Origin of the sequence: Brachyspira hampsonii, from assembly GCF_001746205.1 — a bacterium.
GTDB classification, from domain to species: Bacteria; Spirochaetota; Brachyspiria; order Brachyspirales; family Brachyspiraceae; genus Brachyspira; species Brachyspira hampsonii_B.
In genome coordinates, this window is the sequence record NZ_MDCO01000006.1 from 42117 (window position 1) to 56747 (window position 14631).

The 14631-nt window shown below is 26.5% G+C and carries 8 protein-coding genes; all 8 read right to left on the bottom strand.

The window, feature by feature from the left end; all coding sequences use genetic code 11:
- Positions 1–1164, bottom strand: a complete 1164-nt coding sequence (locus BFL38_RS03320) for a coiled-coil domain-containing protein (protein ID WP_069725720.1) — start codon at positions 1162–1164, stop codon at positions 1–3.
- A gap of 28 nt (positions 1165–1192) precedes the next feature.
- Positions 1193–2788: a hypothetical protein gene (locus tag BFL38_RS03325; protein ID WP_069725721.1), complete on the bottom strand. Its 1596-nt coding sequence runs from the start codon at positions 2786–2788 to the stop codon at positions 1193–1195.
- Positions 2785–3579 carry a hypothetical protein gene (locus tag BFL38_RS03330; protein ID WP_069725722.1) on the bottom strand — a complete coding sequence of 265 codons (795 nt, stop codon included), beginning with the start codon at positions 3577–3579 and terminating at the stop codon, positions 2785–2787. The genes BFL38_RS03325 and BFL38_RS03330 overlap by 4 nt, the downstream gene beginning before the upstream one ends.
- A gap of 596 nt (positions 3580–4175) precedes the next feature.
- On the bottom strand, positions 4176–6296 hold the full coding sequence (locus BFL38_RS03335; RefSeq protein ID WP_069725723.1) for a methyl-accepting chemotaxis protein: 2121 nt from the start codon (positions 6294–6296) through the stop codon (positions 4176–4178).
- A 219-nt stretch (positions 6297–6515) separates the two neighbouring features.
- Positions 6516–7676 carry an iron-containing alcohol dehydrogenase gene (locus tag BFL38_RS03340; protein ID WP_069725724.1) on the bottom strand — a complete coding sequence of 387 codons (1161 nt, stop codon included), beginning with the start codon at positions 7674–7676 and terminating at the stop codon, positions 6516–6518.
- 85 nt (positions 7677–7761) lie between these two features.
- On the bottom strand, positions 7762–10815 hold the full coding sequence (locus BFL38_RS03345) for a tetratricopeptide repeat protein (protein ID WP_176720541.1): 3054 nt from the start codon (positions 10813–10815) through the stop codon (positions 7762–7764).
- A 174-nt stretch (positions 10816–10989) separates the two neighbouring features.
- Complete coding sequence (locus BFL38_RS03350) at positions 10990–11355, bottom strand: hypothetical protein (protein WP_069725725.1); 366 nt, start codon at positions 11353–11355, stop codon at positions 10990–10992.
- A gap of 492 nt (positions 11356–11847) precedes the next feature.
- A complete protein-coding gene (locus tag BFL38_RS03355) occupies positions 11848–14622 on the bottom strand; it encodes a TreP protein (protein WP_069725726.1) in 2775 nt (924 codons plus the stop codon).
- Positions 14623–14631: the final 9 nt, after the last annotated feature.

Here is a 14631-nt window from a genome sequence, read left to right on the forward strand (position 1 = left end):
TTACCTTGAATACATCTGACTATTTCTTGCTTTATAGCTATTCATAAGTTTGTAAACTTCATCAGGATTTAAAGCCTGTTCTACATTTATAGTAACATTCCAAATATCGCCTTTAGAAAAACCTTGTTCCTGCAATTGTGCATTACTTTGAACTTGTATTTTACCAGCTTTATTTGTTACAATCTCTGCCCCCATCTCACCGACTATAGCAGAGCCTCCATCTGGAATAGTGTACCCTGTTGTGCCGAATGCAAATTGAGGAGCCTGAGGAGGATTAGATTTTACACTGTCTAAAGCATTAGCTGATGATACAATACCGGAAGCAGCAGAAATTGCAGATGATATAGCAGTAGCAGATATTACAAGACCAGCTGCAAAACCAATTGGACCTCCCTGAGCAAATGAAGCGGCTACTCCCAACGCAGATTGTGCTATAGCAAGAGAAGGTATTAAAACTGCATCCGCTATAGCTTTTGCTTTTTCCATTTCTGCTAGTTTTACTTCATTATCCCACTCAGCATAAGCTTTATTATACTCTGCCTGTGCCAATTCTTTTTCTAATAATTCCCTTTGAGTTTGTATTTCTTTTTCTTTTTGTAAATCTTCTTTTTCTTTATCCTGTTTTTTCTTTAACTCTTCCTGCTTTATTCGTATAGCCTCAGCACTCATAGCATCTTTACTTTCAATAGCAAGTTCAAGCTCTTCATCAAGTCTTGATAAATAGTTTTCATAATCCTCATCGTCTTGAGTTTTTTTATTTTCTCTTAACTCTCTTTGATAATCATCAAACTCTTGCAATTTATTTTTAGCTTCTTCTATTGCATTATCATAAGAGCTTAAATCATAATGAAAAAAATCTGAAAAACTTGCACTTAAATCTTTATATATGCTTGATACACTAGAAATAGAATCTTTTATACCGTCAGTAAAATTTTTTATATTAATACTTTTAATGCTTTCATCAAGAGAGTTTATAGAAGATGATGTATTATCTATCGCTTTATTTGCTTCTTCTGCCGAACTTGTAAAATCATTAAATGTTTTTGATGAATCATTAAAAAACAAAGAAGTTTCATATACTGAATTTATTCTCTTTATACTTTCTTCTATGTTCTGTAATTCCTTATTAGTATCAGAAATATTTTTATTTAGATTGCTGTTCATATTTATAAACCTCTCTCATTAAATATAATTAAAAACCGCTATTATTTAATATTCTCTCAAGATTTTTTCTTCGCTCTTCCTGATTATATAAATAATTGGTAAGATTAATATTCATCTTGGCAAGTTCTAAATCTATATTAAGAGAATTTTTTTCAAATTTATAATCTATTGTCCGTATATTCATATCTGCTATCCTTGAACCTATATCAAAAAAGCAAATGAATTTATCATATAAAATATTGCCTCTCTCTGAAGTTATTATAATATTTCTTTTATCATATCCTCTTACATCAAATACACCGAATCCATTAGTAAAATACTTTCTTTGAAAATGTTCTTTATCCTCTATTTGAAATACCGCTGATACATTTGATGATTTAATGCTGTCATCTTGAATGCCATCAGAAAAAAATATCACTATCTTTGTAATATTATAACTTTGATTGCAAATCTGTTTATAATATTTATCTATATCTGTAAGAGCAACAGACTGCTGCTGTTTATAATTAGGATATTTTCTATATTCTATACTAGCATCAATGTCTATGATATCTGATGAATAAACTTCATTTAATCTGCTTTCTGTTTCTGTGAAATCATTAAAATCTATAATCTGATAAAAGTTATTAGTTGGCTTTAATATGCATTCTATACATTCATTAATATTCAAATCATAGTTTTTGATGTTAAGAGTTTTTATTTTAACTATTTCTTTTTTGTTTTGATTAGTTAAAAATTGATAAGCAAACTGATAAGCTAAATCATAATTTTCTAATTTATACTCTATTTCAAATATATCAGTTTTTATTCCTATTTCTTGTTCTAATGGTATTGGAGGATATAGTTTATCAGCACCTACTATTTTAGGGAGCGTCCTATATACTTCTTCTTCATTACCTTCTTCATTTGTAATTGTATCTTTCATCTTGATAATATAACGGCTCACTAAATCGGCAGAATCTTCTTCATATTCGCTGTCTGAAAAATCATTATTATACCAATTTAATTTTTTAGCAGGTATATCTGAAAATTCTTTGAAATAAAAATATCCGTCAAAATCTACACCCCAGCACCAAGTATCAGATAAATTTTCCTCTACCTCATCAAGTATATCAGAAATATTTTTTCCGCTGAAAGACATTGTTATTTCTTTATCATTATTAAGAGTAATATTTTTTTCATCAAATATTATATTCATCTCTTCAATTTTTTCTCTTAAAGATAAAACTATATCCAATGCTCCTTTGGTTGATTCCAATATTAAATCGCCTTGTATATACTGATGAAGAAGTCTTCCCCATATAGGAATAATACTTAAATTAAGCCCCGCATTATCTATACTTTCAATATATCCTGCAAATCTTTTCTTACCATTGAGATAATATTCAACTTTATCATTGATATTAAAATAATTAAGAGGAGTGCTAAAACTTACTTTGCTTACATCGCCTCCTCTTTTATTAACTTTAAACTCATAACTTGAATAAGTATTGTATGTATTTTCTGAATATATATTTCCATTAATTTTTATATAAGTAGCAAATTCTTCAAAATTAATATAAGGAGCAGGAGGAAGTTTATATATTTTATTTCTTAAAAAATGATAAGGCTTTCTTTTAATCATATTAAAATTCCTCTTTTATATCTGATAGAGGCCTTAACGCAAGTTTGATTACTTTCTAAATAAAATACATTATTACCAACATTTAATTCAGGCTGCACTCCTTTATAATTATATGAAGCCCCATTTACATTCAATCTCTCTCCATCAAAATCTATATTATAAACTCCATTTCTTAGTTCACCGCTAAATTGTATGCCGAAGTTTTGTCTATTGGCAAATAAAAATTCTAATGTTCCTCCTACTACAATAAACTCTAAATTAAAATTCACAGGAACAGGCACCAAACTTAGTGATTTGTAATTTATATCCTGTTTATTCTCTTCTATAATAGGAAGTTCATATTCTTCTTCTTTTTGTCTTAGAAAAACCTTATCCAATGCCTCAAGGGATATATCTACAACTCCAAGATTATTTATATATTTTATATTATATCCCCCTACAGATTTCATAATATATTCTGCTTCATAAATTTCATCTTCAAATATAGTTCTTATGAAATATCTTTTAACATTACTTGATAAAATCATGCTTGTATATTTAGTATACTGTTCTTCTATTCTTATCCAAGAACCTAATTCATTTTTATATTCATAAATAGGAATTCCTATATTAAAAGCTCTTCCGCTTGAAATATTTCCTATACCTGTTTTTATAGAATATGATCTGCTTCCGTCCGTTACTTTATAATCTGTTTTTATATCATCAGCCTTAATACTTTGCCCTATATTTATAATATCAAAAATTTCTTCTGAATATTTATCTCTTACTATCAGTTTAAAATCAAAAGACATAATAAGAACTCCTTAATATGTTTATATTAATAGTAAAAAATATAAGGAATTATAAGCATTATTAGTTCTATATTTAATAAAATTATTTAACGCAAGGTGAGAAGATTCTTATTTATTATTTAAATTAGAATTTTTAATAATCATATATTTTAAATTTCATTCATCGTGCGTTGTGTACATAACAAATTTAAAAATAACTAGGGTGGGTGCTATAATTTCTAATAAAACAATAAAGAAATAAAAAACAAAAATTACAAAATAAATTACAAATTCTAAAGGGTGGGCAAGTGTAATTAAATTTTAAAACTTAATTTACATACCCCGCCCTTTTATTTTTTCTGCTTAACTTTGAAATTATAATTTTAATTTATTTTGATGCGGTATTTAGAAATTAAAGCACCCGCCCAAGTGATTATTAAATTTAGAGTTTATTTAACGCACGGTAAGAAAATTCTTATTTATTATTTAAATTAGAATTTTTAATAATCATATATTTTAAATTTTATTCACCGTGCGTTGTGTTCGTAAGAAATTTAAAAATAATATAAAAATAAAAGCATCAAGTATTTATGATACCTGATGCTTTAAAATTATTTTTAGAATGAAGCAAAGCCATCATCTGTCATTTCATTAGAAGTTGAAGAATATGTAGAACCAAACTCATCATTTCTAACTATAGTATTATCTTGTTTTTTGGCTTCCATCTCTCTCTCCCTTTCTATAGAAGGCGGTACTTTCAATTCTTTTTTGGCAATATCTTTTTTTATAGTTTCTTTTTTACTGAAGTCTTGTTTTTTTGTATTTTCAATTTTTATTTCTTGTTTAGGTTCTTTTTTTACTTTTACTGTATTTCCTTTCATTAAATCATCATCACTTAATTTAAAGAAACTAACAGTATCTTTAAGAGCATTTGCCTGAGCAAGAAGCGATTCAGAGGTATCAGCACTTTCCTGTACTAAAGAAGCATTATTCTGAGTTACGGTATCCATTTGAGCCACGGCCTTGTTAACCTGATCTACACCTGTCTGCTGTTCCATAGCAGTAGCACTTATATCCTGCATTATTCTAGCAGTATCTTCTATTTTCTGCTGAATATCGATAAATATGTCTTGGGACTGACGGGCGGTTTCTGTAGCTTTACTAATTTTTTCATTTGTATTATCAACTAAAGCAGTAATATCCTTAACAGATGACTGTGTAGTTTGTGCTAAGTTTCTAACTTCAGATGCCACTACAGCAAACCCTTTACCTTGATCTCCTGCTCTTGCTGCCTCAACCGCGGCATTCAAAGCTAATATATTAGTTTGAAAAGCAATGTCTTCAATAATTTTAGTTATATTTTTAATTTTTGTACTAGCCTCATAAACCTCTTCTATATTTATTGTAGTTTCAGCAATGATTTTACCGGCATTTTCAACAGCCTCTTTTGAAGCAAGCATCATATTATTACCTTCAACAGCATGATCGGTAGAAGATTTTATTGTAGATGCCATCTCTTCCATAGAACTTGCAGTCTCTTCAAGACTTGCCGCCTGAGATTCAGTTCTTCTTGATAAATCAATATTTCCCTGCGATAACTCCTGAGCGGCTTTTACTATATTATTAGAGGCAGTATTAACTTCTGTTATAGTTTCAGCAAGTTTTCTTCTCATACTAACAAATGATTTTGATAAAACACCTATTTCATCTTTTCTAGGTTTTATACGCTGCTTAATATTGCTTAAATCACCTTTCTCTATTTCCTGAGCCTCTTCAACTACTATTTCAAGCGGTTTAGTTATAGTTCCAATAAATAAACTTACAAATATGGCAAGAGCGACTATTGATATAATCCCTATTATTACACTTGCTATTATTAATTTTGTATTCTGTGAAAATATTTCATAATCCATCATAGCTAATGCTATTATCCAAGGTCTGCTTTTCATCTTATAATAAGCGGCTGTTCTTTGATCTCCATTTACATCATAAGTAATTATTCCGCTTCCGGAACCTGCGAAAGCCTGCTTATATATAGGATTAATTTCCATATTGGCTATATTTTCATATTTCGAATCCATTATATTGTAAAGATTTTCACTAGTTATAAAAAGTCCGCCTGTCTCCCCTAAATCTATATTAGAAAAATGTGTTTGATGCATAATATACCAATCTAGAAGAACATATATATATCCTATATTTTGATTATTAGCGTCTTTCACAAGTTTTACAGCCGGCATAGCCCATTTACCTGTTACTTCTGACTGCATTAAAATATCTCCGTATACAATTTCATCATTATTAGCAGATACTTTAGACCAAGTCTGCTGAATATAATCTTTTAAATTCCTTCCTACAAGTCCAGATGATACAGAATCAGCAATGATATTTCCATTGATATCAGCAAGTCCAATATTAATTATATACAAATTATTGTTTTTAAAATTCTTTATTGTACTTAATAATAATTCTGATGTAATAGCTTCATTTCCTTCTAAATATCTGATAACTACAGGAGTTACTGCATAAGTATTTATTAGGGAGCTTTCTAAGTCAAACCAAGTATCTAAAACAGAAGCATATCCTGCTATGGTACTGTTAAATCCTCCAAGTTTACTGTCGCTTATCCCTTTACTTCCTATTCTAATAGAAGATATAAGCATTGCTATTATTATAACCACAACCATAATACATATAACAAAAGGCATTCTAAATGCTAAGCTGTTTATTTTTTTCATATATTATTATTCTCCAAAATAAAAATTTATTTAGAATAAATAAATATTATTATATATATAGTAACAAATAATTAAAATTTTTGATAAATAAATTATTAAATTTAACAATTTTTTTTTAAAATACAATATGTTTTATAAAAAAATTATAATATAATTGCAAAACAAAAGCTATAGTATTTTTACTATAGCTTTTATTTGTTATAAAATTAATGCATAAGATTATTTATAAGATTTTTCTAATACACTTAAAACTTCTTCATCTGTAAAATTATGAGGATCGCATTCAAATAATCCTCCCATAGCAAATTTAGCATTTTTAGCTATAGCTGGTAAATCTTCTTTTTTCATTCCATAATCTGAAAGCTTCAAATTATCAACTCCGCATGCTTTTTGTAAATCAACTAAAGCATCAACAAAATCCATAGCTTTACTAGCATCTTTTTTACCTAAAGCCTTAGCCATATTAATCATTTTTTCATCACAGTCATGTGAATTAGCAATAACTGTATAATATTCTTTACTAATAATAATAAGTCCTGCACCATGTTCAAGTTTAGGATAATAAGCACTCATAGCATGTTCCATAGAATGTTCAGAAGTGCAGCTTGAAGTGCTTTCCACTATACCAGATAAAGTATTAGCCATAGCAACATTCTCTCTAGCTTCCATATTATTTCCATCTTTAACAGCATCTGCTAAACTTTTCCCTATAAGTTCTATAGCCTTTAAAGCGAATAAATCACTCATTTCACTAGCTATTTTATTTATATAACCTTCTGTACTATGGAATAAAGCATCAAAACCCTGATAAGCAGTAAGTTTTGGCGGAACTGTTTTCATAAGTTCAGGATCTACTATAGAAAGATAAGGATAAGTTTTTTCATATCCGAATCCTATTTTTTCATTTCCATTGGTAATAACAGTCCAAGGATCTGCTTCTGTTCCTGTACCTGCAGTTGTAGTTATTGCAACTATTGGTAAAGGATCATTTGGTATAGGCTTACCTTTACCTGTACCGCCGAATATATAATCCCAATAATCTCCGTCATTTGCAGCCATTATAGCAATAGATTTTGAAGAATCCATACTGCTTCCGCCGCCTATTCCTATAACAAAATCACAGTTTTCTTTTTTAGCTAAAGCAGCACCTTCCATTACATGATCTTTAATAGGATTAGGAAGTATTTTATCAAATAAAACATAATTTACATTTGCTTTATCTAATTGCTCTTCCAATCTTTTTAAATATCCGTATTTTTTTACGGATGTACCGCCTGTAACTATTAATGCTTTTTTGCCGGGTAATTTTTGTTTATGCAGCTTTTCTAATGAACCGCATCCAAATATTACTTTACTAGGCATATAAAAATTAAAATTCATATTACTACCCCTTATAATAAAATCAATATATTATGTTTACTATTATATACCTATAATTTATTTAAATCAAATTAATTTATTATGATTATGAATGAGGAATTTTTTTAATTATTTGAAGATATTTAATAAACCTTTTTATTTTGATATTTTTTTTATTGATAGTCAATGCTTTCTTATAGTAATATAAAGAATTATTAAAATACTCATTTACTTTCCTATGTTTTTTATATTTAAAATAATAGCATATTCCTAAACTAAAATAAACTTCATAATCATTCCTGCCGTAATAATTATTTTCTATAGATAGATTATAATTACATATAGCTCTGTCCAAATATTCTTCATCTGGTTTTTCTCTTTTATATAATAGTAAATATATATCTCCCATAAGTGAATATGCTTCTATATTTCCAAGATTTACAGAAGATATAAGATTATCAAAAGCATTTTCTATAAAATACATTTTTGAAGTCTTTTCAAATAAATGCTTTAAGATTAGTGCTCTATTATAATTGCATTTAGGATATTTAGAGTTTATATCCAAAACTCTGCTGTAGCAATGAAAAGAGTTTACAGCATATTCATAATTTTTAGTTTTAAGAAATATTTGATAATGCATCACTCCCATATCAAAATAATAATCTATATTATTTTTTTCTATATTAATGATATATTCCAAATAAAATAATGAAAATAAAGCATATTTTATTCTTTTGGTAATAAAAAATAAATGTTTAAAAAAATCAATGCATAATCTTATAGAAAATATATCTATATTAAAACTGCTGAGACATTTACCAGCCTTTATCAGATATTTATTATTTTTATGAATATCATACATAACATTATTTAAAATAAATAAATATTTATTGGCAAGAATTCTATTTTGAGGAAGAAGATTAATATATTTATCAAAATAATCATTTATAATAATTTTGTCATCGTATTCGCTGAACAATATAAAATAAATATTGCTTAACTTTTTATAAATAATATCTATACCTGCACCATTATATAAAGATGAATCATAATAATCTAAAGATTTCATAATATATTCATATTTGCTTTCTTTATCAAAAGTATTATTAGAAATTTTTAAATAATATACATCACCTAATCCTTCTAATGATATTAATGATTGTTGATTATTGTATAATACAGTTTCAAAGCAGGATAAACTATTATTAAAAATTTCTTCAACATTATAATTACTGTAGAGATTATTATACAAAAATCCCAAATTCTCAAATGCAGTATAATATGTACTGTCAATATCAATAGCCTTAAGATAATTTTTTTCAGCTGATTGATAATTCTCAAAACTGCTTTCTAATAATTGTAAATGATAAAGAAGTGCCAAATTATAATATAATGTTTTATCATATTCATTTATCTCTAAAGCATAATTAAAATTTTCCAAAGCAGTATTAAAATATTTTATATCCTTTTTTACTTTGTACGCCTCGTAATAGAGTATAGCTTTCTGTGATAAATTTCTGATATCATATCTGAAAATATTAAAATGTTTTTCTATATATGACAATGATAAATTAAAGTATTTATCGCTGTTATGATCTTCAATATATCTAAGCCTATAAAGATCGCTTACAGCAATGAATGAATTTGAATGGCTGAAAAATAATAATGATTTACTAAAAAATTCATCTCTTAAATTATTATCAGAGCATGAAAACTTATCGTCTAAACTATTACTGTATAAAAAATGATAAAAGCAGCCCAAATTATAATTCATATAATAATTTAATACATTATCATTATCTAATTGTCCTTCATTTAATAAAGTCTCATAATCATTAATAACAAATTTAAAATAATTCACATCATCAAAATATAAAAATGCCAATCTGTATAGTTCAAATCTATTAATATATGTATAAAAATAATCAGGGTCTATAGCAAGTGCTTTATTATAATAAAATAAAGAATTATCAAAATCATCTTTATTTTTAGTTATTGAAAATCGGCATTCATACAAATAGGCAATAGAATTTAATATATCTGTATCATCTGTATCTAAATGATTGAATGCCGACAAAGAAGCATTAAAATATAATTCATCTTTTGTATTTTTATAGCATAAAATATAAATATGTGCTATAAAATAATATGAACTATTATCTGAATTTTTAACTTCATTATAATAATTCATAGCTGAAGAAAAGTCTTCACTATTTTGAGTTAAACTATATCTCATACAGTAGATATATCCCAAAAGAATATATAATATATTATTAGGATTATTAACCTCTTCTATCTTTTTTAAAACAGAAACAGCATCATCAGAAAAATGTATGTATTTACTATACTTAAACATAATAGTATGTAAAAAACCGACATTAAGTAAAATATTAATATCATTACTTGTATAGTACAAATCTATATAATAATTTATAGAAAGCAAATAATAATCAGGATTTTTAGTAAAAATAAATTGATCTTTATATAATTCAGCTATATGATCTAAAACAAATATATTATCATTATCAAAATCTAATATTTGTAAATATTCCTCTGCCGCAATATTAAAATGTTTTTCTTTTTCAGCATTTGAATACTTACATTTATAGAGTGAAAAAATATTATAGCTTAAATTTATATCACTGCCTATTAAATTTAATACTTCTTTGTACGATTCTAATGCTTTATTAAAATATTCATTATTTTTAGTTATCGTGTATTTAAAATGATTTAATATTGCCGAAATAAAATGACTAATTTCGCTATTATAATGAATTATTCTTTCTATATGATCTGATGCTATATCATAATAAATATCATCATAATCATAAATATATTTAGTATAATATAAAAATGCCGCCTTATTTCTAGCGTATAAATTATTACTGTTTTTTATAAGTATTGAATTTATACTTCCTATAACATTCTCAAAACTTTCATTATCACCGTTATAGGCACATTCATCTATATAAGAATCTACAAGCAGCGGAAGTATTGCCGTATCATTATAACGAATATTTAATATCTTATCATTTTTTAGTTTTTCAGTTAAATCATAAAAAAATAAATCATTATTTTCTAATGTTTCAAAATTGAGTTTTTTAAGAAATGAAAGACCGGAATCTGCTCTCATATTATGAATAAAATTATAATAATTCATATTGTAATTTTCTATTTTTCTTGTATTCCTTCAATTTTTTATAAATTATAAAATCAGCAATTATATTATATATGTAAAAACAATTTATTTAAATATAAAAAATAATTTTATATAAAAAAAGAAGAAATTGATTATCTCTTCTTTTTATAAGGCTTAGTTTTGTTTATGTATGAATTATTTATTATTTTTTATTTCATTATATTTTTGAAGAAAATCATTGGCTATCTTTCTTAATTCTTTAGCATACTCCATATTAAAATTTATTGAATTATTAATAATGAGTTCATCAGGATTTCTTTTATGCATTTCTAATTTTATTTTATTTCTTTCCAAATACATTTTTTTTCTTAATTCTGAGATTTTAGGCTGATATTCTTTTTTTAATTCCATTATTTTATATAATTGTTCTTTAGTAAGAGAATCTTCATTATATATAAAGTAAGTATAAGGTTCATTACTAGAATAATAATTTTTTCTTTCAGCGAATAATGATACAGATAATACAACTGTAATAAAAACAACTAGAATAACGCGTTTCATAGTTTTCTCCTAATACCAATTTTAATATATAATAATTAGACGAATTACATGATTAAAAGTTTCCAAATATTTTAACCAAAGACAATAAAATTCTTTTTTGTTTTTATTTAACTTATTAACACCCACCCAAGCTGTAATTAGCAACGCACGCAGAATATATTTTAAAGTTATAGTAAAAATTGTATTATTATTAGATTTATATTTTTTGTTTCGTTTACCGTGCGGTGTATAGGCAATAAATTAAAAATGCACTTGGGCGGGTGCTAACAGATGTTATTTAAACAATAAAACAAATATAAAGCTAAAATTCAAAGTAAAGCAATAAATTATAAAGGGCGGGGATTGAGAAAAAGTTTTTAATTTTTTGGCTTTATTCTAATTCCCACCCTCTAGGCTCGATACTTTAATATGCATTATAATATTTATTTTCTTTTTTATTTTTATTTAACTTATTAACGCCCACCCAAGTTTTTATTAAATTTATAGAATTAATTACCAAGACATCTGAAATCCGAAACCTACATATAAATCATTTAAAGTAGGATAATTCACTATCGCATTTTTATCTAAAGTTGTAGGAAGTCTTAAAGCTAATAATATATAAGGTTCCCCTGTTACAATATTTTGATAACCTGATATAGGAATGCTTGCATCAAATCCTACTTTTAAAGCTGCAGAATGCATGTATTCTTTTGAGAAATAAGCAAATCTATATAAAATAGAAGCAAAAAAATTATCAAAATATATATGACTTAAATTAAAATGAGAACTTAAATAACCTAAAATTTCAACATCACCGCCTAAAAAATAGTTTGATTTATATTTTTTATTTTTTACATAAGCATAAAATTCCTCAGGTGCACTTACTTCTCTTGATCCGAATACTGTAGAGTTTCCATCAAATGCTGTATTTGTATAGAACGCATAAGAACCATAAAAACTTGCTCTTATAGGAACATATCTTGTTTGAAACTTTGTGCTGAAATCTATTGCAAATTTATTATATTTAATAGAGTATGTAGGAATAACTGTAAGATTAACTAAATCATCTCTATATGGTTTGTCGGTTCTTACTCTGAATATCATTGACGCTTTGAGAGAAACATTTAAAGTCCAAGAAGAATATTTCCAAGTAAATGCTGATGATGTATTGGTTTGAGGATTAACAAATTCTGAAAATAAAGCCCCTGAAATCGTAGGTTCAATATTAAAATATAATTTATCGCTTTCTGTATTAAGCTCAAACTTCATAGAAAGATAACTATTCAATCTCCAATAATTTAAAGAAGAATATACAACATCGCTTTTAAATCCGAAGTACAAAGGATAAATCATACTAAAAGATGTAACTGATAATTCTGTTTGCAGAAAGTTGGAAGGTATATCATATCCAAGCCATATTAAAGCCAAATTATTTGCAGAAGGCGAAGATACTACAGATAATATACCAAGCCCATTTATAAGAAAAGGAAAACTATCACTCATCTGCGGCAGAGGAACCCACATGCTCCAAGGCCTAAAATATTTAAAACTATTATAATTGCCAAGCTCCATTTGAGGAGTAAACTCATATTTATTAATTGTTTTATCAGTGTATGTGAAATTTTTTGTTTGAGATGTATCGTCTGTATATTTCATAAGCCTGTCAAATTCTGAAAATCTTCCTTTATAATAAATACTCTCTCCAGCATATACAGCAGAAAATACTCCTCCTGAATAGTCTTTTGTGTATAGCTTAATGCTGTTATTGTCTAAATCAATTTCTCCTAGCTTATAAAATCTGTCATTATTATTATACGAAAAAAGAAGTTTATTATTTGAGTATTTTAAATAGCGTACATAGTTAAGAGTATTATCCTTTGTATCAATATATTTTAATGTTTTGTTATTATAATTAAATACTGCTATATGTTTTACTCCGTTATCTGTAACTATCAATGCTATATTATTATCATCAATAACCGCAGGAAAACCGTATCCGAAATTATCATTTGCCTGTAATAAAATTTCTTTTTCATCGTTTTCATTTATGTACACTAAAATAGAGTTATGCAGATCCTTTGATATTCCTATAATCCCATTTCTAAAATATCTTGCATACTGAATATCAAACCATTTTCTTTTAGTTCTAGTTTTTTTATTTAAATCATATTCTTTTACAATGTATTTATAAAGTCCTCCGTTATACATATATGACACTATTAAGGCATTGCTTCCGTCTTTTGATATATCCAAACTTTCAGAGCTTTTATCTATTAAAAACTCAAGTTTCAAATCTTTTTTATTATTTTCATTATTTCTTTTTTCTTTATATGAATATAATGCTCCAATATCTCCGTCTATATAGTATAAAGTATCATTGTATGATGCAATATCATTAATAAAAGTTTCTTTATCATTTACTCTTAACTCTTCGCTTGGATTAATATTTGTAAGCACCAAATAGTTTTGAAAGTCCGACCATATCTCAGTAAATTTTATTCCATATACTTTTTTAAAAGATCCGTAAACTCCAGAGTTATAAATAAGAAATGAAAAGCTAAGACTAGTCTGCATTTTTTTCCAAAACTCATTGTATTTCTCCATTCCAAATCTTTCCTGCAGATATTTTGAGAAAAGTCCTCCATATTCATAATATACATCTCCATAAGGGCTTTTACTCCATAAATAAGATGTTTGAATTGGCGTTCTAAAATTGCCTTCAAATATATCCTGTCTTAATCTCTGTTTAATAAGCGGATCATTAGCCCTTCCAAGTCCTGTAAAACTTTCCATACTCACAGGAGCACCCTCTATCATAAAAGGCATAGCATTAAGATGCACAAAAGAAGCCCAATTTCCCATCACCTTAGTTGCAAGCCCTGTATTTTCTGATGCCATAGTTAGTAAATGAGTAAGTTCATGTATAAATACTGTTTCAAAGTTATTATTATAACTAGTGAAATTTTCGTCCATATTAGTATCATATAGAATCAGTGTTGAATATGGTATTATCATTGCTGATGAATTAAAAATATTAAAGTCTGGAGTGATAGTTATAGGTATTTTTCCTCTTACTGTGCTATTTAAAATTTTAGAATATTTATAGTATATATCATCCGCTACTTTTGCCAGATTCTCAGCTGTTCTTCTGGACTCTATAGGAAAGATTATTTCAAATTTTTCTGTTTGTATAGTATATAATTTTCTAAACGGTTTGAAAACTTGAGGGTAAAGATTAGCCACCATAATAAGAATTAAAGCAAAAAATAAAACAGTTTTTTTCATAAATAAATG